Source organism: Streptomyces sp. NPDC079167 (assembly GCF_040686735.1).
Taxonomy (GTDB): Bacteria; Actinomycetota; Actinomycetes; order Streptomycetales; family Streptomycetaceae; genus Streptomyces.
Genome location: NZ_JBFBLO010000001.1, coordinates 41099 through 67507 on the forward strand (window position 1 = coordinate 41099; position 26409 = coordinate 67507).

The 26409-nt window shown below is 69.1% G+C and carries 23 protein-coding genes and 1 riboswitch; of the genes, 7 read left to right on the forward strand and 16 right to left on the reverse strand.

The genetic code is table 11. From position 1 onward, the window contains the following. Positions 1-118: 118 nt before the first annotated feature. From AB0P41_RS00210 to AB0P41_RS00220, 3 genes are all read right to left on the reverse strand, one after another. Positions 119-1144, reverse strand: a complete 1026-nt coding sequence (locus AB0P41_RS00210) for an NlpC/P60 family protein (RefSeq protein WP_356707323.1) — start codon at positions 1142-1144, stop codon at positions 119-121. Between the two features lie 291 nt (positions 1145-1435). Then, positions 1436-2797, reverse strand: coding sequence for an NYN domain-containing protein (locus tag AB0P41_RS00215; protein ID WP_365929147.1), 1362 nt, complete (start codon positions 2795-2797; stop codon positions 1436-1438). A gap of 37 nt (positions 2798-2834) precedes the next feature. Continuing rightward, positions 2835-3077: a hypothetical protein gene (locus AB0P41_RS00220; RefSeq protein ID WP_311312862.1), complete on the reverse strand. Its 243-nt coding sequence runs from the start codon at positions 3075-3077 to the stop codon at positions 2835-2837. Positions 3078-3246: 169 nt separating this feature from the next. Here AB0P41_RS00220 and AB0P41_RS00225 point away from each other — a divergent pair, with 169 nt between their 5' ends. Both AB0P41_RS00225 and AB0P41_RS00230 read left to right on the forward strand, forming a co-directional pair. Then, the gene (locus AB0P41_RS00225) at positions 3247-3996 is read left to right on the forward strand and encodes a rhomboid family intramembrane serine protease (RefSeq protein WP_356707325.1); all 750 of its coding nucleotides are present in this window, start codon (positions 3247-3249) and stop codon (positions 3994-3996) included. Next, entirely contained in the window at positions 3993-4274 is a 282-nt protein-coding gene (locus AB0P41_RS00230) for an Lrp/AsnC ligand binding domain-containing protein (protein ID WP_104784870.1), read from the forward strand. The genes AB0P41_RS00225 and AB0P41_RS00230 overlap by 4 nt, the downstream gene beginning before the upstream one ends. A gap of 73 nt (positions 4275-4347) precedes the next feature. Here AB0P41_RS00230 and AB0P41_RS00235 read toward each other — a convergent pair whose 3' ends face one another. The 6 genes from AB0P41_RS00235 to AB0P41_RS00260 form a co-directional block, all read right to left on the reverse strand. Further along, positions 4348-5724 (reverse strand): aminotransferase class V-fold PLP-dependent enzyme, encoded by a 1377-nt coding sequence (locus AB0P41_RS00235; protein WP_365929150.1) that lies wholly within the window; start codon positions 5722-5724, stop codon positions 4348-4350. 177 nt (positions 5725-5901) lie between these two features. Then, a riboswitch (SAM riboswitch) is annotated at positions 5902-6019 on the reverse strand. Between the two features lie 82 nt (positions 6020-6101). Beyond that, entirely contained in the window at positions 6102-7166 is a 1065-nt protein-coding gene (trpD, locus tag AB0P41_RS00240; RefSeq protein WP_356707327.1) for an anthranilate phosphoribosyltransferase, read from the reverse strand. A 124-nt stretch (positions 7167-7290) separates the two neighbouring features. Continuing rightward, a complete protein-coding gene (locus tag AB0P41_RS00245) occupies positions 7291-8916 on the reverse strand; it encodes a cytochrome bc complex cytochrome b subunit (RefSeq protein WP_356707328.1) in 1626 nt (541 codons plus the stop codon). Next, positions 8913-9965 (reverse strand): Rieske 2Fe-2S domain-containing protein, encoded by a 1053-nt coding sequence (locus AB0P41_RS00250; RefSeq protein ID WP_356707329.1) that lies wholly within the window; start codon positions 9963-9965, stop codon positions 8913-8915. The genes AB0P41_RS00245 and AB0P41_RS00250 overlap by 4 nt, the downstream gene beginning before the upstream one ends. Then, on the reverse strand, positions 9962-10771 hold the full coding sequence (locus AB0P41_RS00255) for a c-type cytochrome (RefSeq protein ID WP_356707330.1): 810 nt from the start codon (positions 10769-10771) through the stop codon (positions 9962-9964). The genes AB0P41_RS00250 and AB0P41_RS00255 overlap by 4 nt, the downstream gene beginning before the upstream one ends. Before the next feature lie 55 nt (positions 10772-10826). Beyond that, the gene (locus tag AB0P41_RS00260; RefSeq protein WP_014045480.1) at positions 10827-11447 is read right to left on the reverse strand and encodes a heme-copper oxidase subunit III; all 621 of its coding nucleotides are present in this window, start codon (positions 11445-11447) and stop codon (positions 10827-10829) included. Between the two features lie 197 nt (positions 11448-11644). On the opposite strand from AB0P41_RS00260, the gene AB0P41_RS00265 reads away from it, so the two are divergent. Next, positions 11645-12046, forward strand: coding sequence for a hypothetical protein (locus tag AB0P41_RS00265; RefSeq protein ID WP_356707331.1), 402 nt, complete (start codon positions 11645-11647; stop codon positions 12044-12046). Between the two features lie 61 nt (positions 12047-12107). Here AB0P41_RS00265 and AB0P41_RS00270 read toward each other — a convergent pair whose 3' ends face one another. From AB0P41_RS00270 to coxB, 4 genes are all read right to left on the reverse strand, one after another. Beyond that, the gene (locus AB0P41_RS00270) at positions 12108-13364 is read right to left on the reverse strand and encodes an Ig-like domain-containing protein (RefSeq protein WP_365929153.1); all 1257 of its coding nucleotides are present in this window, start codon (positions 13362-13364) and stop codon (positions 12108-12110) included. A gap of 125 nt (positions 13365-13489) precedes the next feature. Further along, on the reverse strand, positions 13490-13888 hold the full coding sequence (locus tag AB0P41_RS00275; RefSeq protein WP_365929155.1) for a cytochrome c oxidase subunit 4: 399 nt from the start codon (positions 13886-13888) through the stop codon (positions 13490-13492). Then, positions 13885-15621: a cytochrome c oxidase subunit I gene (gene ctaD, locus AB0P41_RS00280; protein ID WP_362930553.1), complete on the reverse strand. Its 1737-nt coding sequence runs from the start codon at positions 15619-15621 to the stop codon at positions 13885-13887. Before ctaD ends, AB0P41_RS00275 begins: the two co-directional genes overlap by 4 nt. After that, positions 15618-16586, reverse strand: coding sequence for a cytochrome c oxidase subunit II (gene coxB, locus AB0P41_RS00285; RefSeq protein WP_356707335.1), 969 nt, complete (start codon positions 16584-16586; stop codon positions 15618-15620). The genes ctaD and coxB overlap by 4 nt, the downstream gene beginning before the upstream one ends. Before the next feature lie 272 nt (positions 16587-16858). On the opposite strand from coxB, the gene AB0P41_RS00290 reads away from it, so the two are divergent. After that, positions 16859-18241, forward strand: a complete 1383-nt coding sequence (locus AB0P41_RS00290) for an aminotransferase class V-fold PLP-dependent enzyme (protein WP_365929156.1) — start codon at positions 16859-16861, stop codon at positions 18239-18241. A gap of 44 nt (positions 18242-18285) precedes the next feature. Here AB0P41_RS00290 and AB0P41_RS00295 read toward each other — a convergent pair whose 3' ends face one another. Continuing rightward, a complete protein-coding gene (locus AB0P41_RS00295) occupies positions 18286-19260 on the reverse strand; it encodes a carbohydrate kinase family protein (RefSeq protein ID WP_356707337.1) in 975 nt (324 codons plus the stop codon). A 158-nt stretch (positions 19261-19418) separates the two neighbouring features. On the opposite strand from AB0P41_RS00295, the gene AB0P41_RS00300 reads away from it, so the two are divergent. Both AB0P41_RS00300 and AB0P41_RS00305 read left to right on the forward strand, forming a co-directional pair. Continuing rightward, complete coding sequence (locus tag AB0P41_RS00300; protein WP_356707338.1) at positions 19419-19631, forward strand: hypothetical protein; 213 nt, start codon at positions 19419-19421, stop codon at positions 19629-19631. 120 nt (positions 19632-19751) lie between these two features. Next, a complete protein-coding gene (locus tag AB0P41_RS00305; RefSeq protein ID WP_365929159.1) occupies positions 19752-21194 on the forward strand; it encodes a hypothetical protein in 1443 nt (480 codons plus the stop codon). 76 nt (positions 21195-21270) lie between these two features. On the opposite strand, the gene AB0P41_RS00310 is transcribed toward AB0P41_RS00305, so the two are convergent. Continuing rightward, positions 21271-21627 (reverse strand): iron-sulfur cluster assembly accessory protein, encoded by a 357-nt coding sequence (locus AB0P41_RS00310; protein WP_056784314.1) that lies wholly within the window; start codon positions 21625-21627, stop codon positions 21271-21273. A 221-nt stretch (positions 21628-21848) separates the two neighbouring features. On the opposite strand from AB0P41_RS00310, the gene nadA reads away from it, so the two are divergent. Then, the gene (gene nadA / locus AB0P41_RS00315; protein ID WP_356707340.1) at positions 21849-23036 is read left to right on the forward strand and encodes a quinolinate synthase NadA; all 1188 of its coding nucleotides are present in this window, start codon (positions 21849-21851) and stop codon (positions 23034-23036) included. A gap of 87 nt (positions 23037-23123) precedes the next feature. Here the strand turns inward: nadA and AB0P41_RS00320 are convergent, their stop codons facing one another. Further along, positions 23124-26279, reverse strand: coding sequence for an efflux RND transporter permease subunit (locus tag AB0P41_RS00320; RefSeq protein WP_356707341.1), 3156 nt, complete (start codon positions 26277-26279; stop codon positions 23124-23126). Between the last annotated feature and the right edge of the window lie 130 nt (positions 26280-26409).

Here is a 26409-nt window from a genome sequence, read left to right on the forward strand (position 1 = left end):
CATACGCGGGTGTCCGGGGAGACGGGCGTCACGGAAGTGGCTCCGCCCCGCCGGTGACCTGTGGTCTCCGGCGGGGCGGGGTGTCGTCGGTGGGTGCCGCGATTCGCCCGTTCGGGCGTCAGACGCGCACGCCGAACTGGAAGGTGCCCATGTAGTCCATCGACTCGTAGCGGACCACGGCGCCGGGCTTGGGGGCGTGCAGGATCTGGTTGTTGCCCGCGTACAGCCCCACGTGCGAGGTGTTGTTGAAGAAGACCAGGTCGCCCGGCTTCAGGGCGCTGCGGCCGATCCGGACACCGTCGTTGATCTGGGTGTACGTGGTGCGGGTGATCTGGACGCCGGCCTGGGCGTAGGCCCACTGGGTCAGACCGGAGCAGTCGTAGGCGTTGGGGCCGGTGGCGCCGGAGACGTAAGCCTTGCCCTGCTGCGTGGAGGCGGCCTGGAGGGCGGCGGCGCCACGGGCGGAGGCGGGGACCTCGTTGCCGAGATCGACCCGGTCACCGGCGGCGCGGCTGGCGCGCAGGTCGTCGGCGGCCATCTTGGCGCGCTCGGCGGCCGTGAGGGTGTTCAGCAGCTTCTGGGCGTCGGCCAGCTTGCCCTGGTACTTCTTCTTGTTCTTGTTGAGCGACTCGCGGACGTCGGCGAGGTCCGCGAGCTTGCCCTGCGCCTCCTTGCGCTGCTGCGCCAGGGTGCGCTGCTTCGCCTGGATCTTCTGCAGGGACTCGGCCTGCTTGGCCGTCAGCTGGTCGAGCGCGGACGCCTGGTCGAGGAAGCTGTCCGGGTCCGAGGAGAGCAGCAGCTGGACCGACGGGTCGAGACCGCCGGAGCGGTACTGCGCGGTGGCCAGCGAACCGAGCTCGCCGCGCAGGGTGTTGAGCTCGTCCTGGCCGCGGGCGACCTTGTCCTGGAGCGCGTCGGCCTGCTTCTTGAGCTTGTCCTGCTGCTCCTTGGCGCCGTTGGCCTTCTCGGTGGCGACCTCGGCCTCGTGGTAGAGCTTGTCGACCTTCGCCTTGACCTCGCTCTTGGTCGGCTTGGGGTCGGCGTGCGCCGCCTGGGAGGTCAGGGCCACGGCTGCGGCGGCGGTCGCGGTGAGCACGGTCACGCGGGTGCGGCTCGGCTGCTTGGGACGACGGTGGGACGCCACGAAGGCGAGCTCCTTCTTCCTCGAGCCGCCTACCGGGCTGTGGGGGAAAGAATCCCCGGCTCCGTGCACGTCACGGACTCGGCGGTTCCTTCGCCGTCACCCCGGGTGGGCAATCAACCGTGCGAAGGTTCGAGGCCTGACCCTAGTGACCATCTTGTGATCAGTTCAAATCCTCACGAGCAAAATCTCGTCACACCAGGCACTTCTTTACTTTCATCACACTGCGCGTAGCGGCGACTTGACGGTACGTTCCAAAAATTCCGGCAAGTCACCCATGACTCACATGACGCATCAGACGCGCGAAAGGCGCTTCAGGAGCAAGGCGGACGCGACCGGCCGCGCACCGGCCTTCGCCACCCCGTCGGCGACCTCGCGGTCGGTGGAGACCACGACGACGGGCCTGCCCGGCGGTTCGGCGCGCGCCAGTTGCCGGATCAGCTCGTCCGCGGTCACACCCGCCTTGCTGAAGAGGACGCGGACCCCGCGGGGCGGTGCGAGCAGGACCGGGGCGGCCAGTTCGGCGCCGTCGAAGACACAGGTCATCTCGGCCCCGGTCTGCGCCGCGAGGACCGAGAGGCCGCCCAGGAGGCGCAACCGCTGCTTCTCCAGCGGCATCTGCGGATAGCCGGTCTTGGTGACGTTGTAGCCGTCGACGATGAGATGCGCCTGCGGCAGGGCGAGCAGCTGGTCGAGCAGCGCCGGGTCGGTCTCCGAAAGAGCCCTGGCGGCAATGTCCTTCGGTGACATCCGGCCGGGCTCCACGGCTTCGACGCCGTCCGCGGGGCGGAGCGAGGAGGGGGGCAGGGCCAGTTCGCGGCGGAGACCCTGTGCCGCGTCGAGCACGGTGTCCAGGAGCAGCCGCAGCCGCATGTCCTCCACCGAGCGCCCCTCCCTGGCCGCCCGGCGGCCCGCCTCGACCGAGGCCTCCGCCTCGGCCAGTCGTGCCTTGAGCCGCCGGGACTCGCTCTCGGCCGCGGAGACCTGGGCCGCGGCCTCGGCCCGTACGGCGTCGGTCTCGGCGCCGGCCTTGCGCAGAGCGGCCTCTCTGCGCTTCACCTCGCTGAGGGCGCTGCGCAGTTTGCGGTGCAGGGAGTCGGTCTCCTTGCGGGAGGCGTCCAGCTCCGAGCGCAGCCGCTCGGTGTCGGCCCTGGTCTGGCCGCGGGCGCGGTCGAGTTCCTCACGCAGCCGCTCCAGCTCGCGCCTGGTCTCCTCGTCCGCACGCTCGGCGTGCGCCCGCTGGACCTCCTCGCCGGCCGCGGCCACCAGCTTGACCCAGCCGGCCGGCCGCAGCACGTAGGCGGCCGCCGCCACATCGACGGGGTCGGCGGCGGCGGGCGAGGCGCCGGAGGCGAGGGCGTCGGCCAGCTCCGGCTGGGACTGGCCGATCCGCTCACCGATGCGCCGGCGGAACACCGGATCGCTCTCCAGGGCCGCGGCCATCGCGTTACCGGCGAACTTGGCCCGCCTGCTCGGGGTGAAACGGGCGTACTGCCGGAGCTGGGCGGGGAGTTCGCCGACGGTCAGACCGCCGAAGGCGTCCGAGACCAGCGCCACCACCTTGCGGCGTACGCCCTCGGGCAGCGGACGGTCGAGCGACTCCGCGGTGCCGTCGGCCGCGTCGGCCGGTCCGGCGCCGCCTGTCGGCTGCTCCACCATCCATCACCCCAATATGTCTGTCCGCACGGCCCCGTCAGGAGTCGGCACCGGGCCTGTCGACCAGTTCGATCTGGTCCACGGCGTTGCACCAACGACAGCGCACCGACTCGATGGTCTCACTGACCACCTCGCGCTCCTCGATACTCGACTCCCCGGCCAGGTCGAGGTGCACGTACTCCACGACCTTGGAGGAGCGCGTCACATCGAAACGGGTCAGGTTGCCGCAGAGCGTGCAGCGCCAGCGGGTCCCGTCCGTCGGCTGGGGAACCGTCGTCATCGTTGCGTCCTCTTTCGTCGTTCGTCGAGTCTCGTGCGTGCCCAGGCTTCGATCTCGCGGTGCGCCGTCGAACTGCGGATGTCCTGCCGCAACCCTACGGCCTTGCGCATACCTATCGACACGGCGAGGCGGTCTGTCCCGTTCTCGCCCGGTGCGTCATGCTCTGCACGTGACCATTCGGCGAGAAGTCCACTGGCGGAGGCGGGCCGGAGAGCTCCGGGCCGCGGCCGCGGCGGGCGGCGCCCCGGTCACGTACGGGCTGATCGCGCTCTGCTGCGCGGTGTTCCTGATCAGTCCGCTCTCCGGTTTCAACCCCGTCCACGGCAGTGCCGACGCACTGCTGGCGGCTCAGGCCGGGTACTTCGAGCGCTGGGGCGTGATCCCCGCCGAGCTCCTGGAGGGCTCGGCCCGCGCGGCCCTGACCCCGCTCACCGCGCTCTTCGTCCACGGCAGCTGGCTGCACCTGCTGGGCAACATGCTCTTCCTCTACGTGTTCGGCGCGATGGCCGAGGAACGCATGGGCCGCACCGAGTTCACCGTCTTCTACCTCGCCTGCGGCTACTTCGCCCTGGTGGCCTACGCGGTCGCGCACGCGGACTCCGACCAGACGCTGGTCGGCGCGTCGGGTGCGATCTCGGCGGTGCTCGGCGCGTTCCTCTTCCTCTTCCCCAAGGCCCGTGTCACCAGCCTCTTCCCCTTCCTCTTCTTCCTGCCGCTGCGCTTCCCCGCCTGGATCGTGCTCGTGTTCTGGTTCGTCCTGCAGTGGCTGGCGGCGCGGAGCGCGGGGAGCGGGCCGGGCGTGGCGTACCTCGCGCACGTGGCGGGTTTCGCGGCCGGGTTCCTCTACGCCTGGGTCCGGTTCGGGGGGACTAGAGTGAAGTCTCCAGCCACGGCCACTGAGGGAGAAAGCCAGCCGTGATCACCGCGATCGTGCTCATCAAAACCAGCGTGGACCGGATTCCCGAGATCGCCGAGGCCATCGCCGCGCTGGACAGTGTCAGCGAGGTCTTCTCGGTCACCGGGACGTACGACCTGATCGCCATGGTCCGGGTCGCCCGGCACGACGATCTGGCCGACGTCATCCCGGGCCGGATCAGCAAGATCCAGGGCGTCGAGGGCACCGACACCCATGTGGCCTTCCGTACCTACTCGCAGCACGACCTCGAGGCGGCCTTCGCCATCGGGCTCGACGCCTGAGACCGCGTACGGCTCCGGCCGGGGACGGGGCGAGACGCCTCCCGTCCCCGGCCGGAGCCGTGTCCGGACCCGCTCAGACCTGGGCGGCACCCCGGTCGGGGACGCAGCGGCCCTCCTCGGTGCGGTAGGTCCAGCGGGCGCCCTGGCCGACCAGCTCCCGGACGGCACCCAGGAAACGCTCGATGTGCTCGTCCGGCGTGCCGGCGCCGAAGCTCACCCGGATGGCGTTGAGCGACTTCTCCCCCGGCGCGGCCTCCGGCGCGCCGCACTCGCCCGGCTCCTGCGGCTCGCTGCCCAGCAGGGTCCGCACCAGCGGGTGCGCGCAGAACAGTCCGTCGCGCACCCCGATGCCGTACTCGGCGGAGAGCGCCGCGGCGAAGTGCGAGCTGTTCCATCCCTCGACCACGAAGGAGATGACGCCGACCCTCGGGGCGTCGTCACCGAAGAGCGAGAGCACCTTCACCTCGGGGACGTCGGCGAGCCCCTCACGGACACGGGTCACCAGCTGCTGCTCCCGGGCGACCAGCCGGTCGAATCCGGCCTCGGTCAGCGCCTTGCAGGCCGCGGCGATGGAGTAGACGCCGATGACATTGGGCGATCCCGCCTCGTGCCGGGCCGCCGTGGTGTGCCACTCGACGTCCACACCGCCGTCGGCGCGCCGGGCGACCTTACGGGAGGCGCCGCCGCCGGCGAGGTAAGGCTCCGCGTCCACCAGCCAGTCGGCGCGGCCCGCGAGGACGCCCGAGCCGAAGGGTGCGTACAGCTTGTGCCCGGAGAAGGCGACCCAGTCGACATCGAGCTCGGCGATGTCCACCGGGTGGTGGGGCGCCAGCTGCGCCGCGTCCAGCACGATGCGCGCACCGTGGGCGTGGGCGGCGGCGGCCAGTTCCCTCACCGGCCACAGCTCACCGGTGACGTTGGACGCGCCCGTGACGCAGACCAGCGCCGGCCCGTAGGGGTCACGGCCGGCCAGGGCGCGCTCCAGTGTGGCGACCGCCTGGTCCGGGGTGCGCGGGGCGTCGAGGCAGGTCACCCGGGCATCCCGCCAGGGCAGCAGCGAGGCGTGGTGCTCGGTCTCGAACACGAACACCTCGCAGTCGGCGGGCAGCGCGGCGGCGAGCAGGTTGAGGGAGTCGGTCGTCGAGCGGGTGAAGACCACCTGGTCCTCCGCGCGGCAGCCGAGGAACTCCGCGACGGTCTCGCGGCTGTTCTCGAACAGGTCGGTGGAGAGCTGCGAGAGATAGCCGGCGCCGCGGTGCACGCTGCCGTAGTACGGGGCGTAGGCGGCCACGTCGTCCCAGACCCGCTGGAGCGCCGGGGCACTGGCCGCGTAGTCGAGAGCGGCGTAGGTGACGTCTCCGCCGGTGACGAGCGGAACGGTGACATCGGCACCCAGAACCGGCAGCGGGGCACAAATGGTCTGGTCGACGGCAACGGTGGAGACAGACATGACGAACTCCCGTAAGAGGCAGGCGAGATCCTCGCGCCGGCGGCGGTGCGCGGCAGCGCGGGAACGTAAGAAAAAAGGGGGGTGCGGAGGAGGGCGTGGTGCCCTATCGCATTCGCTTGCTCACAGAAGGCTCCCTGGGACCAGGACCCCAAGGGGTGGCATCCAACGATGCCGAGGGGCCCGCGCTTGCCACAGACCTCGCTGCCTGCGGCCTGGTCTTCACCCGGGGCACCCCGCCACGGACGGAGGGTTGCCGGACAGCGGGCCGGGGCCGTAGTCGCTGTCACTCATGACCTGCGCAGCATCTTGCCATACCCACGGCGACGCGCAAGGGCGCAGTCCGCGATCCGGACTGCGCCCCTGCCCACCATGCGCGCTCAGGCGTTGCTGGCCGCCACCCAGCGCTCCAGCGCGCTCCTGGCCGCACCCGAGTCGATCGACTGCGCGGCGCGCGTGATCCCGGCCGAGAGCTGCTCGTCCAGAGAACCCTCGCCCGGGTCCAGCGCGACCAGCGCGGCAGCCGAGTTCAGCAGAACCGCGTCGCGCACGGGGCCGGTCTCCCCGTCGAGCAGCCGACGGGCCACATCCGCGTTGTACGAGGAGTCCGCGCCGCGCAGCGCCTCGACGGGGACCAGGTCCAGGCCGACGTCGCGCGGGTCGAAGGCCTGCTCACGCACGGTTCCGTCGCGGACGATCCAGACCCGCGAGGTCGCGGTGGTGGTCAGCTCGTCGAGGCCGTCGTCGCCCCGGAAGACGAGCGCCGAATTCCCCCGGTCCGCCAGCACGCCCGCGACGATGGGCGCCATCTTCGGGTCGGCGACCCCGATGGCCTGGGAGCGCACCCGGGCCGGGTTGGTGAGCGGTCCCAGGATGTTGAAGGTGGTCTGCGTGCCCAGCTCCTTGCGCGCCCTGGCCGCGTACCGCAGGGCGGGGTGGAACTTCACCGCGAAGCAGAAGGTGATGCCCGCCTCCTCCGCCACCGCGACGACGCGCTGCGGCGTCAGTTCGAGGTTGACGCCGAGCTTCTCCAGTACGTCGGAGGCGCCGCTCGCCGAGGAGGAGGCACGGTTGCCGTGCTTGACGACCTTCGCGCCCGTCCCCGCGACGACGATCGCCGACATGGTGGAGATGTTGACCGTCTTGGCCATATCGCCGCCGGTCCCCACGATGTCGACCGTACGGCCGGGCACCTCGATGGTGTGGGCGTGCTCGTACATGGCGCGGACGAGTCCGGTGACCTCGTCGACGGTCTCTCCCTTGGTCCGCAGCGCGACGGCGAAGCCGGCGATCTGCACGTCCGTGGCCTCGCCGCTCATGATGCGGTCCATGGCCCACGCGGTGTCGTCCGCGCCCAGGTGCTCGCCGCGCAGCAGGGGGGTCAGCACGCCGGGCCAGGTACGGTCCGCCACGCTGTCGCCGCCGTCCGGGGTCACAACGTTCATGGTCCGCTCCTGGGGGTCCACAGCCGGTACAAGGATGTCTCCCACCCTATCCAGGCCCGGGGACAGCGAAGAGCCCCGTCCATCGGATGGACGGGGCTCCTGCTGTGGCGGTCAGCTGAGGTGATCAGTGGTGGCCGTGGCCGCTGGTGATCTCCTTGTACTCCTCGGCGGTGGGCTTGGCGATCTGGTTGTCCTCGCCGTAGTAGCTCCTGCTGAGCCTGGCCCGCAGCCTCTGCACTGCCGACGGCTTGCGCTCGACGCCGTTCTTGTCGACCCGCGGGCCGATCTCGAGCGGCTTGTACTGCTCGTGCGCCGTGAGCGTGTGCAGCTGCTCCTGGCTGAGCGGCTCGTGGATCTCCACGAACTCACCGTGCGGCAGGCGCTTGATGGTGCCGGACTCGCGCCCGTGCAGCACCTTCTCCTTGTCGCGGCGCTGGAGGCCGAGGCAGATCCGCCGGGTGACGACGAACGCCAGGACCGGGCCGACGAAGAAGGCGATCCGTACGAACCAGCTGATCGCGTTGAGCGACATGTGGAAGTGGGTCGCCCAGATGTCGTTGCCGCCGCCGATCAGCATGACGAAGTAGATCGTCACCCAGGCGACGCCCAGTCCGGTGCGGGTCGGGGCGTTGCGCGGCTTGTCCAGGATGTGGTGCTCGCGCTTGTCCCCGGTGATCCAGGACTCGATGAACGGGTACAGGGCGAGTGCCCCGAGTACGACACCGAAGAGGACCAGCGGGATGAGCACGCCCAGGACCAGCGTGTGGCCCCAGAGGTTGATCTCCCAGCCAGGCATCACACGGACGAAGCCTTCCGCGAAGCCCATGTACCAGTCCGGCTGGGCGCCCGTGGACACCTGGTCGGGACGGTAGGGGCCGAGCGCCCAGATCGGGTTGATCGTGGCGATCGCCGAGAGGATCGCGATGAAGCCGAAGACCAGGAAGAAGAACCCTCCGGCCTTGGCCATGTACACCGGCAGCAGCGGCATGCCGACGACGTTCTTGTTCGTCTTGCCCGGGCCGGCGAACTGCGTGTGCTTGTGGAAGAAGACCAGGATGAGGTGGCCGACCACGAGCCCGAGCATGATGCCCGGCAGCAGCAGGATGTGGATCGAGTAGAACCTCGAGATGATGTCCGTGCCGGGGAACTCCCCGCCGAACAGGAACATCGAGATGTACGTACCGACGATCGGCATCGACAGGATCGCGCCCTGCGTGAAGCGCACACCCGTACCGGAGAGCAGGTCGTCCGGGAGCGAGTAGCCGGTGAACCCGGTGAACATGCCGAGCACGAACAGCAGGAAGCCGAACAGCCAGTTGATCTCGCGCGGCTTGCGGTACGCCCCGGTGAAGAACACCCGGAACATGTGGACGAACATGCCTGCGAGGAAGATGATCGCGGCCCAGTGGTGGATCTGGCGGACCAGCAGACCACCGCGGACGTCGAAGCTGATGTCCAGCGTCGACGCGTAGGCCGCGGACATCCGGATGCCCTGCATCGGCTCGTACGAGCCGTGGTAGACGACCTCGTTCATGCTCGGGTTGAAGAACAGCGTCAGGTACACACCCGTGAGGATGATGATGATGAAGCTGTAGAGGCAGATCTCACCCAGCATGAAGGACCAGTGGTCCGGGAAGATCTTGCGCATGTTGGACTTGGCCAGGCTGTAGATGCCGAGCCGGCCGTCCGCCCAGTCGGCCACCCGCTCGCCGGCGGGCGCCTTGCGCTGTGTGTCTGTCGCAGTACTCATCCGCGCTCCCAGAAGGCAGGACCGACGGGCTCTTCGAAGTCACCGAGCGCCTCGAGGTTGCCCTCGCTGTTCACGCCGATCCGCAGCTGCGGAAGAGGGTGACCGGCCGGACCGAAGATGACGCGGGCGCCGTCGGAGAGGTCGAAGGTGGACTGGTGGCACGGGCAGAGCACGTGGTGGGTCTGCTGCTCGTACAGGCTGATGGGGCAGCCGACGTGGGTGCAGATCTTGGAGAAGGCCACGATTCCCTCGTGGGCCCACTCGCGCTCGCGCTTGTCCTTGATGTTGTCCGGCTCGATGCGGATGATCATCAGGGCGGCCTTGGCGATCTGCGACTGGAAGTCGTGCGCGTCCTCCTCCAGGCCCTCGGGCATGGCGAAGGTCAGCGAGCCCACGACGACGTCCTCGGGACGCAGCGGCTCCATGGTGTTCATGTTGACGAGCTGCTTGCCCTTGGCCCACAGCGTCTTGCGGAGCTTCTTCTCCGGCAGCGGACCGAGGTCGCGCAGCAGCACCACACCGGAGAGCGGCACCAGGGCCAGCGCACCGAACATGGTGTTGCGGATCAGCTTCCGCCGCCCGATCGCGGACTCCTTGGCGCCGGCCGCGAAGTCGGCCATGACCTTCGCCTTGACCTCCGGCTCCGCCGCGATGGCGTGCCGGTCGTCGGCCACCTCCACGTCGGACATCAGGGTGCGCGCCCAGTGGACGGCCCCCGCGCCGATGAGGAAGAGCGCCAGACCCAGGGTCATGCCCAGGGAGAAGTTGAGCGCGCTCACATGGCCCAGCGGCCAGATGTAGACGATCTTGTCGACCGGGAAGATGACGTACGAGGCGATGAAGCCGACCGTCGCCAGCATGGACAGCGTGAACATGAAGGCGACGGCCCGCTCGGAGCGGTTCGCGGCCCGTTCGTCGATGTCCTGGATGCGCGGCTTGTGGGCCGGCAGCCCCGGGTCGGCGAACGGGTCGCCCGCACCCTCTACCGCGCCGTGCGCGGTGCCCTGCTCAACCGGCAGGTTCTCTTCTGGAATCTGTTGGCTACTCATGACTTCTTGGCCTTAGCGGTGTGGGCCGCGACCCATACGGCGACGGCGATCAGGCCGCCCAGGCCGAAGATCCAGCCGAAGAGACCTTCGCTGACGGGGCCGAGGCCGCCGAGCGAGAGCCCGCCGGGGGACTCGGACTCATTGCCGTTGACGGTCTGGACGTACGCGATGATGTCTTTCTTCTGCTGCTCCGGCATGGTGCTGTCCGGGAAGGACGGCATGCTCTGCGGGCCGGTCAGCATGGCCTCGTAGATGTGCTTCGGGCTCACGCCTTCGAGGTCCGGGGCGGACTTGCCTTCTGTGAGCGCGCCGCCCTTGCCCGTGAAGTTGTGACACTGCGCGCAGTTGTTGCGGAACAGGTCGCCGCCCTTGGCCACGTCCGCGCCCGAGGGGTCGACCTGGCTCTTGGTGGGCGTGATCGGACCGGCGCCCAGGGACGCGACGTACGCCGCGAGCTGGTCGATCTCGGCCTGGTTGTAGATGACCGGCTTCTTCGGGACCTGGGCGCCCGGCTGCTGGGCCGGCATACGTCCGGTACCGACCTGGAAGTCGACGGCGGCGGAGCCGACGCCCACGAGGGACGGCCCGTCGGTGGTGCCCTGACCGCCGGATCCGTGGCAGCTTGCGCAGCCCACGGAGTAGAGCTTCTTGCCCTCGTCGATGGCGAGGGACTGGGCGGTTTCGTCGGCCTGCGCCTTACCCGCAGGCGCGAACGCGGCGTACAGCCCCCCGGTAGCCGCCAGCGCGAGGAGTAGTACGACGACCGCCGCCAGCGGATGGCGTCGTCGTGCGGAGAGCTTTTTCACGGATTACCCCGGTGTCAGGATCTTCTGCGTCGATGATGGGTGGGTGCGAGCCCGGTTACTTGATCATGTAGATCGTGGCGAACAGGCCGATCCAGACGACATCGACGAAGTGCCAGTAGTAGGACACGACGATGGCTGCGGTGGCCTGTTCATGGGTGAATCTCGAGGCCGCGTATGTCCTGCCCAGGACGAGCAGGAAGGCGATGAGACCGCCTGTCACATGCAGACCGTGGAAGCCGGTCGTCAGGTAGAACACCGAACCGTACGGGTCGGAGGACAGGGAGAGACCCGCCTCCTTGACCAGCTCGGTGTACTCGAGGACCTGGCCTCCGATGAAGATCGCACCCATCACGAACGTGATGATGAACCAGGTGCGGAGCTTCTTCACATCGCCCCGCTCCGCGGCGAAAACGCCGAGCTGGCAGGTGAGAGAGGAAAGCACCAGGATCGTGGTGTTCGTCGCCGAGAACGGGAAGTTCAGATGGTGAGCCATCTCCTTCCAGTGATCGGGTCCCATCACCGATCGCAGGGTGAAGTACATCGCGAAGAGGGCCGCGAAGAACATCAGCTCGGAACTCAACCAGATGATGGTTCCGACGCTGGTGAGGTTCGGCCGATTGACCGACGGGTGCGCGTGCCCGGTTTCTACTGTCGTTGCTGTCGCCACGACCGACATTATGTCGGTCGCTTATCCCGCCCTCACTCCGGGGGGTGCCGTTCGGTGTGTCAGAGGCGTGTGTCCTCACCGAACGGCCCATCGAATCGCTGTCTTTACCGGTGCTGACAGGCAGTCCGCCGGAGTACGATCCGCCCATCGGTTCATGCCCCCAGAGCCCCGAGAGCCCCCGAGAACACAGACGTCACGGAGGAACAATGCAGCCGACCGCCACGGTCCTGGTCTACAGCGACGACGCCAACACCCGTGAGCAGGTGAGGCTGGCAGCCGGGCGCAGGCCTGCGGCGGACGTGCCGCCGGTGGAGTTCCTGGAGTGCGCCACCCTGCCCGCCGTCCTGAGCGCGCTGGACCGGGGCGGTGTCGACGTCTGCGTGCTGGACGGCGAGACGGCCCCGGCGGGCGGGATGGGCGTCTGCCGGCAGATCAAGGACGAGATCTTCGACTGCCCGCCCGTCCTGCTGCTGATCGGACGCCCGCAGGACGCCTGGCTGGCCACGTGGAGCCGTGCGGACGCCGCTGTGACGCATCCGGTGGACCCGGTCGACTTCGCGGACGCCCTGGCCTCCCTGCTGCGCCACAGGCTGTCCGTAGAGGCCTGAGGCGCAGCGGCCCCGAGCCCCTCCACGGTGTCCTTCCGGGGCGCGGCGCACTCCCGGCCGGTCAGACCTGGGGGCGCAGCCGCGCCGCCTCGACGTCGGTGGCCGAGTCCGGTGTGCCGCCCCCGTGCAGGGCGCTGCCCTTGCGCCAGGCGTCCCAGTCCAGGTTCCAGTCGCCGAAGCCGTTGTCGAACGGCGTCATCGTCTCGCCGTCGCTCCCGACGACCTTGACGATGTCGCCCTCGCGTACGGTCTCGAAGAACCACTGGGCGTCGGCGGTGCTCATCCCCGTGCAGCCGTGGCTGACGTTGGCGCTGCCCTGCGAGCCGGTCGACCAGGGCGCCGCGTGGACGTACTCACCGCTCCAGGTGACGCGTGTCGCCCAGTAGACGGGAAGGTCGTACGACTCCGAGGAGCCTGCGGCGATGCCGATGCTCTCCCCGCGCATGCGTACGAACTGTTCCTTGGCCAGCACGACCTTGACGCCGTTGCGCGTCTCGAAGCCGGGCTTGCCCGTGGTGACCGGCAGGGTGTTGATCACCTCACCGTTGCGCAGCACCGTCATGGAGTGGTCGGAGGCGTCGGTGATCGCTTCTATGCGGTCGCCGGTGGTGAGCTTCAGGGACTTCGCCGCGCCCCCGTAGAGGGCGTTGGTGACCTTTATGCCCTTGAGGTTGCTGCGGACGTCGATGGTGGCGTCGGCGGGCCAGTACTCCTTGGGCCGGTAGTGCAGGGTCTTGGCGTCGACCCAGAACCAGGAGCCCGTGACGGCGGGGGTGGAGCGGACCTGCAGTCCGCGTTCCACGGTGGCCCTGGAGGCCTTGTCGGTGACCGGAGCGCTGAGTTCCGCTGTGACGGGCTGTCCGACGCCGTAGGTGCCCGCCTGCGGGCCGAAGGTGACCTTCAGGAACTTCTTGGCCGAGGTCGTGCCGAAGCCGTACGTACGGCTGCCCGGGGCGCCGTCGCCGTTCTCGGTGGAGACCTTGACGGTGTAGCGGGTGCCGGCCGCGAGCGAGGTGGTGGAGTGCCACCTCTTCCCGTCGGCGTCGAGTTCCCCCGCCAGGTGGCGGCCCTCCCTGTCGACGGCCGTCACGTCCGTGATCCTCGCGTCGTCTTCCTTGACGGTGACTTCGAGGGGCTTGTCGGGGTCGGCCTTCTCGTTCCCCGAGGGGCCGTTGAAGGAGACCAGGTCGGCCGCGTCGTACGGCTTCAGCGACAGCGGATGACCATCGGGCTCACCACAGGCGGTCGCACCCGCTACCAGGGTCACGACCAGCAGGGTGCAGCTCACTACGGTGCGGATGCGCGGCGTGTGGTTCATGAACCCACGCTAAGAAGATTCATCCGATCCAGCGCGTTCAGTGACTGCAAACGGGGGCCCGCACCGCTCGTTGCTGAGCGGAACGGGCCCCCGTAAGGGTGTGACGCGACCTGTGAGGGCGTGTCCTACTGGGTGCGGTTCTCTCCCCGGTAGTACTCGAAGACCCAGCCGAAGAGGCCGATCAGGAGCAGCGGGACCGAGAAGTAGGCCAGCCACCAGCCGAAGACGACGGCCAGGAAGAGGAAGGCTCCACCGATGGCCAGGGAGAGCGGCTGCCAGCTGTGCGGCGAGAAGAAGCCCACCTCACCTGCTTCGTCCGCGACGTCGGCTTCCTTGTTGTCCTGGGCCATCGCGTCGACCCTGTTGGCCGTGAAGGCCAGGTAGAAGCCGATCATGATGGACAGCCCGAAGGCCAGGACCAGCGCGGTGGTGCCGACCGGCTCCTTGGACCAGACGCCGTACGTGACGGCCATGGCCAGCATGAAGACGCTCAGCCAGATGAAGAGCTTGCCCTGGATCTTCACTTGCCGTCCTCCTTGCCACCGACGAGGACCTTGTCACCCTCGGACAGGTGATCGAGCTGCTCGAGTGCCGCGATCTCCGGGTGGTGCAGGTCGAACGCCGGGGATTCGGAACGGATCCTCGGCAGGCTGAGGAAGTTGTGCCGCGGGGGCGGGCAGGACGTCGCCCATTCGAGCGAACGGCCGTAGCCCCAGGGGTCGTCGACCTCGATCTTCTTGCCGTACTTCGCGGTCTTCCAGACGTTGTACATGAACGGAAGCATCGACAGTCCGAGCACGAACGAGGAGATCGTCGAGATCGTGTTCAGGGCGGTGAAGCCGTCGGCGGCGAGGTAGTCCGCGTAGCGACGCGGCATGCCCTCGGCACCGAGCCAGTGCTGCACCAGGAAGGTGCCGTGGAAGCCGATGAACAGCGTCCAGAAGGTCATCTTCCCGAGCCGCTCGTCCAGCATCTTGCCGGTGAACTTCGGCCACCAGAAGTGGAAGCCGGCGAACATCGCGAAGACCACGGTGCCGAAGACGACGTAGTGGAAGTGCGCGACGACGAAGTACGAGTCGGAGATGTGGAAGTCCAGCGGCGGCGAGGCCAGGATCACGCCGGTCAGACCACCGAAGGCGAAGGTGATCAGGAAGCCGACCGACCAGAGCATCGGTGTCTCGAAGGACAACGACCCCTTCCACATCGTGCCGATCCAGTTGAAGAACTTCACACCGGTCGGCACCGCGATGAGGAATGTCATGAAGGAGAAGAACGGCAAGAGCACGCCGCCCGTCACATACATGTGGTGCGCCCACACCGTCACCGAAAGACCGGCGATGGCGATCGTCGCGCTGATCAGACCGACATAGCCGAACATCGGCTTGCGGCTGAACACCGGAATGATTTCGGAAATGATTCCGAAGAATGGCAGCGCGATGATGTACACCTCTGGATGGCCGAAGAACCAGAAGAGGTGTTGCCAGAGCAATGCGCCGCCGTTGGCCGCATCGAAGATATGTGCGCCGAATTTACGGTCGACCTCCAGCGCGAAGAGCGCGGCGGCCAGGACCGGGAAGGCCAGCAGGACCAGGACACCGGTCAGCAGGACGTTCCAGGTGAAGATCGGCATGCGGAACATCGTCATGCCGGGGGCGCGCATGCAGATGATCGTGGTGATGAAGTTGACCGAACCGAGGATCGTGCCGAAGCCGGAGAAGGCCAGACCCATGATCCACATGTCGGCACCGACGCCCGGCGAGCGGACCGCGTCCGACAGCGGGGAGTAGGCGAACCAGCCGAAGTCGGCGGCACCCTGCGGGGTGAGGAAGCCGGCCACGGCGATCAGCGAGCCGAAGAGGTACAGCCAGTACGCGAACATGTTCAGCCGCGGGAACGCCACGTCGGGCGCGCCGATCTGCAGCGGCATGATCCAGTTCGCGAACCCAGCGAACAGCGGCGTCGCGAACATCAGCAGCATGATCGTGCCGTGCATCGTGAACGCCTGGTTGAACTGCTCGTTCGACATGATCTGCGTACCCGGACGGGCCAGCTCGGCGCGCATGAAGAGCGCCAGGAGGCCACCGATGCAGAAGAACGCGAACGATGTGACCAGGTACATCGTGCCGATCGTCTTGTGGTCAGTGGTGGTCAGCCACTTGACGACGACACTCCCCGGCTGCTTGCGCCGCACCGGCAGCTCGTCCTCGAACGAGTCGTCTGCTGCCGCGGCACCCTGGGATTCATTGAGGATGCTCACAGTTTGTTCGTCTCCGCATTCCTGGCCGGGTCCGTCTGCTCGATGCCTGACGGCACGTAGCCCGTCTGACCCTTCTCCGCCAGCTCCTTGAGGTGCTGCTGGTAACGCTCCGGAGAAACGATCTTGACGTTGAAGAGCATCCGGGAGTGGTCGACGCCGCAGAGCTCGGCGCACTTACCCATGTAGGTGCCCTCCTTCTTCGGCGTGACCTCGAAGGAGTTCGTGTGGCCCGGAATGACGTCCTGCTTCATGAGGAACGGCACCACCCAGAAGGAGTGGATGACGTCACGCGAAGTCAGGATGAAACGGACCTTCTCGCCCTTCGGCAGCCACAGGGTCGGACCCGGGTTGCCGTTCTGCGGGTTACGCGTGCCAGGGACACCCACGTCGTAGACGCCGTTGGCGTTCGCGGGGAAGTCCTTCTGGAACTTGTCGGGGATGGCGGCGAGCTCCTTGGAGACCTTGCCGCCGGTGGAGGGCTCGCCCTCCACGTTCTCGATGTAGTTGAAGCCCCAGCTCCACTGGTAGCCGACCACGTTGATCGTGTGGGCCGGCTTCGGGCTGAGCTCGAGGAGCTTCGATTCATCGCGCGCGGTGAAGTAGAAGAACACCGAGACGATGATGAGGGGGACCACTGTGTACAGCGCCTCGATAGGCATGTTGTACCTGGTCTGCTGAGGTACCTCCACCTTGGTCCTGCTTCGCCGGTGGAAGATGACGCTCCACAGGATCAGCCCCCAGACAAGGACGCCCGTGGCGAGCGCTGCCGCCCACGAGCCCTGCCAGAGGGAGAGGATCCGAGGGGCCTCTTCCGTTACCGGGGTGGGCATACCGAGGCGGGGGAAATCCTCCCAGTTGTATGAACAACCGGAGGCCGTCGCCAGGACCAGGCCCGCAGTCAGCACCTGCGGCAGCTTCCGCCGCATCGGGCGCCGCGACGAGCGGTCGGAGCCGTTGGGACTCACGTAGCGCCTTCCCGAGAGTCTCGCCCGCACGGTCGGCGCGGCCGTCTCACTTGGTCGGTCGCCGGCCCTGACGCGGGCAGGGGTTTGGATGTTTATGCGGACCAAACCCTACTGGACGCTATTTGGGGTCGCGCGGGGAGGGTGCCCAACGCGCCGCACGACACCCCGAAGGGATGGAATGCGAGCCTCCGGCCGCCATCTGACGCTCCCTCTCCCTGCCGCGGAGGTGGCCGGTCACCTGGTCACGCACCTGCGCGGGCTAGCGTGAGGGTGTGCCCTACTTCGACGCGGCTTCCTCCGCCCCCCTGCACCCGGTCGCCCGCCAGGCGCTGCACGCCTCGCTGGACGAGGGATGGGCCGATCCCGCCCGTCTCTACCGCGAGGGGCGACGGGCCGCGATGCTGCTGGACGCGGCCAGGGAGACGGCGGCGGAGGCGGTCGGCTGCCGTCCGGACGAGCTCGTCTTCACCTCCTCCGGCACCCGGGCGGTGCACTCGGCGGTCGCCGGAGCGCTTTCCGGGCGTCGGCGTGTCGGCCGCCATCTGGTGCTCTCCGCCGTCGAACACTCCTCGGTACTCCACTCGGCCGCGGCCCTCGAGGCAGCGGGGGGATCCTTCACCGAGGTTCCGGTGGACCGGAGCGGCTCGGTGGATCCGTCGGCGTACGCCCGGGCCCTCCGCCCGGACACCGCGCTGGCCTGTCTGCAGTCCGCCAACCACGAGGTGGGGACCGAACAGCCGGTGGCCGAGACCGCCGAGCTCTGTGCCGACGCGGGCGTGCCGTTGCTGGTGGACGCCGCGCAGTCGCTCGGCTGGGGGCCGGTGCCCGGCCGCTGGTCGCTGCTGGCCGCGAGCGCCCACAAGTGGGGCGGGCCGGCCGGGGTCGGACTGCTGGCCGTGCGCAAGGGGGTCAGGTTCGCGCCCCGAGGACCGGTCGACGAACGGGAGTCGGGCCGGGCCGCCGGCTTCGAGAACATCCCCGCGATCGTGGCGGCAGCGGCCTCGCTGCGGGCGGTGCGCGCGGAGGCCGAGGCGGAGGGCGCGCGGCTGCGCGCCCTCGTGGACCGGATCCGGGCCTCGGTGGCGGACCTGGTGCCCGATGTGGAGGTGGTCGGCGATCCGGTGCGGCGGCTGCCGCATCTGGTCACCTTCTCCTGTCTCTATGTCGACGGGGAGACACTGCTCCATGAGCTGGACCGGGCCGGTTTCTCCGTTTCATCCGGATCGTCCTGCACGAGCAGCACCCTGACGCCCAGCCATGTCCTCAAGGCGATGGGGGTGCTCACCGAGGGGAACGTCCGGGTGTCGCTGCCGCCCGGGACGACGGAGGAAGAGGTCGGCGGCTTCCTCGGCGTACTGCCCGGGGTGGTGGCCGAGGTGCGGGAGAGGCTCGGAGCGCCCGTCCCGGCGGCCCCCTCCCCTGCGCCGCGGGCCTCGCTCGTGGTCGACGCGCTGGGCCGGCGCTGCCCCGTTCCGGTGATCGAACTCGCAAAGGTGATCGGAGAGGTACCCGTGGGCGGCACGGTGACGGTGCTCTCGGACGACGAGGCCGCCCGCCTGGACATCCCGGCCTGGTGCGCGATGCGTGAACAGGAGTACGTGGGCGAGGCGCCGGCGGACCACGGCTCGGCCTATGTGGTCCGCCGGCTCCTGTGAGCCTCGTACCGCTCTCGTCGGGCCTGCGGTCCTGACGAAAGACCCTAGGAGAGGTGCTTGCGGACCTCGGAGGCCGCCTCGTCCCCGTACGCCTTGGTGAAGCGGTCCATGAAGTTGGTGCGGCGCAGGGTGTACTCCTGGGTGCCGACCGTCTCGATGACCAGGGTCGCGAGCATGCAGCCGACCTGGGCGGCGCGCTCCAGGCCGACGCCCCAGGCGAGACCGGAGAGGAAACCGGCCCGGAAGGCGTCGCCCACGCCGGTCGGGTCCGCCTTGCGCTCCTCCTCGGCGCAGCCGACCTCGACGGGGTCCTGGCCGGCCTGCTCGATGCGGACGCCACGGGCGCCGAGGGTGGTGACGCGGTGGCCGACCTTGGACAGGATCTCCTCGTCGCTCCAGCCGGTCTTGGACTCGATGAGCCCCTTCTCGTACTCGTTGGAGAAGAGGTACGTCGCGCCGTCGAGGAGGATGCGGATCTCCTCGCCGTCCATCCGGGCGATCTGCTGCGAGAAGTCCGCGGCGAACGGAATGCCCCGCGAGCGGCACTCCTCCGTGTGGCGGAGCATCGCCTCGGGGTCGTCGGCGCCGATCGAGACGAGGTCGAGGCCGCCGACGCGGTCGGCGACGCTCTTGAGCTCGATCAGCCGGGCCTCGCTCATGGCCCCCGTGTAGAAGGAGCCGATCTGGTTGTGGTCGGCGTCCGTGGTGCAGACGAAGCGCGCGGTGTGCAGCACCTCGGAGACACGGACGGAACCGGTGTCGACGCCGTGCCGGTCGAGCCAGGCGCGGTAGTCGTCGAAGTCCGACCCCACGGCGCCGACGAGGATGGGCTGCGTGCCGAGAACGCCCATGCCGAAGGCGATGTTGGCGCCGACCCCGCCGCGTCGCACGTCGAGATTGTCGACGAGGAAGGAGAGCGAGACCGTGTGCAGCTGATCCGCGACCAGTTGGTCGGCGAATCGGCCGGGGAAGGTCATGAGGTGGTCTGTGGCGATGGAGCCGGTGACTGCGATGCGCACGGAGGCTGCTCCTGCGGAAGGCGGAGGGAACGCGTGAACGCGCCCTCCGGGACGGCGTGACAGTTCACGCTACCCGGTGACGCCTCCGTGCCCGAAGGGGCAGAACTACCCGATAGTAGGTCTTTCTACGTGGGTACTCCTGTGCGTACGGTGCGGATATGTCGAACACCATGGTTCCGCGTGAGTCCGTTCCGCGTGAGTCCGAGATGAGCCTGGCCGAGCTGCGCGGTGACTGCGCGCGGATGGCGCCTCACTGGGTCGCGCCCACGAGGGCAGCCAAGGAGCCGGTGGAGCCGTCCCGCATCCACGGGGTCACGGTGCCTCCCTCCTCCGCCCGCCTGGTCGACTCCATGTCCGACTACGGGGACTGACCGGAGGCTCCCCCGCGCACGCGGTGGAACCGCGCGCTCCCGTGGCCCGTCCCACCGGTGTCCCCGCCCCGGGGACGGATGATGGGCCCATAACGGCCAGGCAGCCGAAGGAGCGATCCGGTGAGCACCGAGCAACCCGAGAATGACGTGACCGGCCCCCGGCGGCGGTCGCCGCTCGTCGTGACCTCGGTGGCGGCAGCCGTGCTGCTGGCCGGGGGCGGCGGTGCGTACTGGGCCTCCCACACCCCGGGCGAGACCGGGCCGGGCCTGCGCCCCGATCCCGGGACCGGCGCAGCCCCTCTGCTGTCGCTCGACGCCCCGTCGGACAGCGGGGGCACGTCGGCACCCGCGGGCATCGCGCCGGGTGAGCCGGACCCCCACGGCGGCGGAACCGTCTACCGCGCCTCGGGCGAGCTGCCCGGAGGACCGGACGCGGCGGCCGTCCACCGCGCGACGGGCACGGTGACCCCGGCCGAGGTGGCACGCCTCGCGAAGGCGCTCGGGGTCGGCGGAACACCCCGTACGGAGGGCGCGGCCTGGAAGGTGGGCAGTGACGGGGACGGCTCCGGACCCCTTCTGCGGGTGGCCAAGCAGGCTCCGGGCACCTGGACCTTCGCACGGTACGGCCAGGGTGGCGCGGACGCGTGCGAGTCGCCCGCGGTCTGCTCGAAGGACCCCGCACCGGACAGCGGCACCGGCTCCCCGGTGGGCGAGAAGGCCGCCAAGGCCGCGGCGGTACCGGTCCTGAAGGCGGTGGGGCAGGACGACGCCTCGCTCGACGCGGCCCAGCTGATGGGTTCCGTACGCGTGGTGAACGCCGACCCCGTGGTGGACGGACTGCCGACCTACGGGTGGTCGACCGGGATCCAGGTGGGTGCCGGGGGCGAGATCGTCGGCGGCAGCGGGCATCTGAAGTCCCTGGGGAAGGGCGACAGCTATCCGGTGACCGGAGCGGACGACGCACTCAGGCTGCTGAACGCGGAGAGCCGGCGGGGAGCGAAGTCGTCCGGCACCGGCGGCTGCGCCACACCGGTGCCGCTGGAGGGCGATACGGGATCACCGAAGGCCGACTGCGCCGAAGCCCCGCCGGCCGCCACCGCGACGGTCGAGAAGGCCGAGTTCGGGCTCGCGGCGCGGTACTCGGACGGCGAGCCGGTCCTCGTGCCCTCGTGGATCTTCTCCGTACGGCCCGAAGGGGGCGGCCCCACCAGCACGGTGGTCCAGGTCGCGGTGGATCCGGACCGCCTGGCGCCGGAGAGCACCGGGCCGGCCCCGGAGCCCACGAAGGACCCGCAGGGCGAGGGAGCGCCTCTCATCGCCTACAGCGCGGACGGCCGGACGCTGGAGGTGACGTTCTGGGGCGGCGTGTGCAGCACCTACACGGCCCGTGCCACGGAGGACGCGACGACGGTGCGGGTCAAGGTCTCCGAGTCGAAGCCGGACCCCGGAAAGGCCTGCATCATGATCGCCAAGGAGCTGACCCGGACGGTGACGCTGGACGCGCCGCTGGACGGCCGGAAGGTGGTCGACGCGGGGTCGGGCGAGGCGGTACCGCGCGGCTGAGAACTCCGCACCGGCACACGACGGCGGCGGCGCTCCCGGGTCCGGGAGCGCCGCCGCCGTCGTACGACTCGGAGGTTCAGCTGAAGGAGTCACCGCAGGCGCAGGAGCCCGTGGCGTTCGGGTTGTCGATCGTGAAGCCCTGCTTCTCGATGGTGTCCACGAAGTCGACGGAGGCGCCGCCCAGGTACGGGGCGCTCATCCGGTCCGTGACGACCTTGACGCCGCCGAAGTCCTTCACGACGTCGCCGTCGAGCGAGCGCTCGTCGAAGAAGAGCTGGTAGCGCAGGCCCGAGCAGCCGCCGGGCTGTACGGCGACGCGCAGCGCGAGGTCGTCACGGCCTTCCTGCTCCAGCAGGGTCCTGACCTTGTCTGCGGCGGCGTCGGACAGGAGGATGCCGTCGCTCACGGTGGTGGTCTCGTCCGATACGGACATCTGCTTCTCTCCCGGGGTTGTACGGACTGCTTGCCGACGGTCCAACCATCGGGGCCGCGGATTCATTCCGGGCCAGGCGCGTGTCTGTTCCCTTCATGCTCGCACACCGCGCGTGCGAGGGGATGCGTCACATCGACGCTATGGACATCGTCAAGCTGACGCAAAGCGGTTATGATAGATAGCGTCAATTAGACGAAAAGGCTTTTCGCAGAGAAGAAAGGGTGCGTGTCGTGACCACCGCCCAGCCCCTGGATGTCCAGCCGACACCCCTCGCCCTTCTGCTGCTCGGCCGCGAGGCCGACCCGCGGAGCGAGCGCGGGGTCGAATGCCCCGGCGACCTGCCCTCCCCGTCCGACCCGGACCTGGTGGAGCGGGCTCGCGCCGCCAAGGAGAAGCTCGGGGACAAGGTCTTCGTGCTCGGGCACCACTACCAGCGCGACGAGGTCATCCAGTTCGCGGACGTCACCGGCGACTCCTTCAAGCTCGCCCGCGACGCGGCGGCACGGCCCGAGGCGGAGTACATCGTCTTCTGCGGTGTGCACTTCATGGCCGAGTCCGCGGACATCCTGACGGGCGACGACCAGAAGGTCGTCCTGCCTGACCTGGCCGCCGGCTGCTCGATGGCCGACATGGCCACCGCGGAGCAGGTCGCCGAGTGCTGGGACGTGCTGACGGAGGCGGGAGTCGCCGAGCAGGTCGTGCCCGTCTCGTACATGAACTCCTCCGCCGACATCAAGGCCTTCACCGGCAAGCACGGCGGCACCATCTGCACCTCGTCCAACGCGAAGCGGGCGCTGGAATGGGCCTTCGAGCAGGGCGAGAAGGTCCTCTTCCTGCCGGACCAGCACCTCGGCCGCAACACGGCCGTGCGGGACATGGGGATGACCCTGGAGGACTGCGTCCTCTACAACCCGCACAAGCCGAACGGCGGCCTGACCGCCGAGCAGCTGCGCGACGCGAAGATGATCCTGTGGCGCGGGCACTGCTCGGTGCACGGGCGCTTCTCGGTGGAGTCCGTCGAGGACGTACGGGCGCGGATCCCGGGCGTCAACGTGCTGGTGCACCCGGAGTGCAAGCACGAGGTCGTGGCGGCCGCGGACCACGTGGGCTCGACGGAGTACATCATCAAGGCCCTGGAGGCGGCCCCGGCCGGCTCGAAGTGGGCCATCGGCACGGAGCTGAACCTGGTCCGCCGACTGGCGAACCGTTTCGCCGACGAGGACAAGGAGATCGTCTTCCTCGACAAGACGGTGTGCTTCTGCTCCACCATGAACCGGATCGACCTGCCGCACCTGGTGTGGACCCTGGAGTCCCTGGCCGAGGGGAACCTGGTCAACCGGATCCAGGTCGACGCGGAGACGGAGAAGTTCGCCAAGCTGGCGCTGGAGCGGATGCTGGCGCTGCCGTAGCCCCCGGCGGCTCCCTCGGCGCAGAGGAAGGCCCCCGACGCCGTACGACGGCATCGGGGGCCTTCCGCGCTGTTACCGCAGGCTGTCTCAGGCCTTCGCGGGCTCCGGCTCCGCGGAGGCGGCTTCCTCCGGGGCGCCGGACGACGCCTCGCCGGACTTCGCCTCGCGCTTGGCCGCCTTCTTCTTCGCGCGGCGCTCCTTGCGGAGCTCGACCATCGCGTAGAGCGTCGGCACCAGGAGCAGGGTCAGCAGCGTGGAGGTGATCAGACCGCCGATCACCACGACCGCCAGCGGCTGGGAGATGAAGCCGCCCTCACCCGTGACGCCGAGCGCCATCGGGAGGAGGGCGAAGATCGTCGCCAGTGCCGTCATCAGGATCGGGCGCAGACGGTGGCGACCGCCCTCGACGACGGCTTCGACGACGCCCATGCCCTGCGCCCTGTACTGGTTGATCAGGTCGATCAGCACGATCGCGTTGGTCACCACGATGCCGATGAGCATCAGCATCCCGATCATCGCCGCGATGCCCATCGGGGTGCCGGTGACGACGAGGAGGCCGATGGCGCCCGTCGCCGCGAACGGGATGGAGACCAGCAGGATCAGCGGCTGGACGAGCGAGCGGAAGGTGGCCACCAGCAGCATGAAGATGATCGCGATGGCCGCCAGCATGGCCAGCATCAGCTTCGTGGTGGCGTCGTCCTGTTCCTGGGTGACACCGGCGATGGTGGCGGTGGCGCCCTCCGGGAGGTCCAGGGCGTCGAGCTTCTTCTGGAGCTCCATGCTGACCGCGCCGGTGTCGTCGGCGGTGGGCTTGGCGGTGATCGTCGCCGCGCGCTGACCGTCGATCCGGGTCATCGAGACCGGGCCGGGGACCAGCTTCACGTCGGCGATGTCGCCGAGCTTCACGGGGCCGAGCGGCAGCGCCTTCAGCTCGGCCATGGTGGTGGCCGGCTTCGCCGCCTTCACCAGGACGTCACGCTCGGTGTCGTCCATGATCGCCGTGCCGGACGGGGTGCCGCGCACCGCACCGGCGACCGCCGCGCCGAGAGTGGTCTGGTTGAACCCGGCGTCGGCCGCCTTGTCGTTGGCCTTGACCGAGATGCGCGGGACGCTCTGTGCCAGGTCGCTCTGGACGTCGGTGACGTCCTTGAGGCCGGCGACCTCGCCCCGTACCGCTTCGGATGCCTTCTTCAGGACGTCCGCGTCGGCCGCCTTGACGATGACGCTGAGGTCCTGCGAGCCGAAGCCGCCGTCGGCGACGATCGTCGTGTCGCCGATGCCGTCGAGCTTGCCGAGTGCCTCGTCGATCCGTTCCTGCGCGGCCTCGTAGTCCCCCGCGTCCTTGAGGGTGAGCTGGTAGGAGGCCTGGTTGGCGCCCGTACCGCCGCCGAAGGCGGCCATGAAGCCCGAGGAGCCCACGGTGACCTGGTAGTCCTCGACGCCCTTGTCGGCGGCGAGGACCTTCTCGACCTTCTGCGCGGCCTCGTCCGCCGCGGCCAGGCTGGTGCCGGGGGTCAGCTCCTGCTTGATGGAGAGGACCTCCTGCTCTCCCTGCTCGAAGAGGGTCGTCTTCAACAGGGGCGCCATGCCGAAGGTGCCGAACAGGACCACCAGGGCGATCACGATGCTGGTGGCACGGCGCCGGGTCGCGAAGCGCAGCACCGGGACGTAGATCCGCTGGAGCCGGCTGGCGGCTTCCTTCTCCTCTGCCTCGCGGCGCGCCTCGTCCGGGTTCACGGCGGTGCCCTTGGGAGCCCGCAGGAACCAGTACGAGAGGACCGGGACCACGGTCAGCGAGACCAGCAGGGAGGCCAGCAGCGCGGCCGTGACGGTGAGGGAGAAGGAGCCGAAGAGCTGGCCGACCATGCCGCCGACCAGACCGATGGGCAGGAAGACCGCGACGGTGGTGAGCGTGGACGAGGTGACCGCGCCGGCCACCTCCTTGACCGCGGTGATGATCGCCGACCGGCGCTCCTCGCCGTAGCCGAGGTGCCGCTTGATGTTCTCCAGGACCACGATCGAGTCGTCGACGACGCGCCCGATCGCGATCGTGAGCGCGCCGAGCGTGAGCATGTTCAGCGAGAGGCCGCGGGTCCAGAGCACGATCAGCGCCAGGACCACGGAGAGCGGGATGGAGACCGCGGTGACCAGCGTCGAACGGATCGACGCGAGGAACACCAGGATCACGACGACCGCGAAGAGCAGGCCGAGCGCGCCTTCGGTGGTGAGACCGGAGATCGCCTTGGAGACGGCGGGCCCCTGGTCGGAGACGACGGTCAGCTCGGCGTCGGCGCCGAGGTCCTTGCGCAGGTCCGGGAGCTTGTCCTGAACCGCGTCCGAGATGGCGACGGCGCTGCCGTCCTTGTCCATCGTCGCCATGACGGCGAGGCTCGGCTTGCCGTTCGTACGGGTGATGGAGACCGCGGTGGCGGGCTCCTGCTTCACCGTGGCGACGTCGCCGACGCGGACCGGCTTTCCGGCCTTGCCCGTCGCCGGGTCCGCCGCGGAGACCTTCAGGTCCTCGATCTGCCGCAGCGAGGTGAAGGAGCCGCCCACCTGGATGGTGCGGCTCTTGCCCGACTCGGAGAAGGAGCCGGCCGGGACGGTGGCTCCGCCGGCCTGGAGCGCCTGGGCCAGCGAGGCGGCGTTCATACCCGCCGCGGCGAGCTTCCTGTCGTCGGGGACGACGGAGACCTGGAGTTCCTGGACACCGTCGACCGTGACCTGGCCGACGCCCTCGACGCCCTCGAGCGCCGGGACGACCGTGCGCTCCAGCTTGTCGGCGAGCGCCTGCTGGTCCTCGTCGGAGGTGACGGCGAGGACGACGGTCGGGATGTCGTCCGTGGAGCCCGCGATGACCTGCGGGTCCACCTCGTCGGGCAGTTGGACGCGGGCGCGGTTCACGGCCTGCTGGATGTCGGCGACGAGCTGCTTCGTGCCTTCGTCACCGAAGTCGAAGCTCGCCATGATGACGGCGTTGCCCTCGCCGGCGGTCGAGGTGATGCCCTCGACTCCGTCGACGGCCTTGATGGCGTCCTCGAGGGGTTCGACGACCTGCTTTTCGACCACGTCGGGGGACGCACCCTGGTAGGGCGCCAGCACCGACACCATCGGGAGTTCGATGGTGGGCAGCAGCTGCTGCTTGAGCTGCGGGATCGCTATCGCTCCGAAAACGAGCGCGACGATCGAGATCAGCCCGATCAGGGCCCGTTGCGCGAGGCTGAATCTGGACAGCCAGGACATGGGTGGGTCTCTCTTCTGTGGCGTACGCGGCAGGTGGGGGGCCGTTCGGCGCTCACTCCGGTGAGCAGCAGGGGACACAGCCCGCCCATCCATACGATCGCCGTTCCCCTGGCCGAAATCGTCCGCCCTC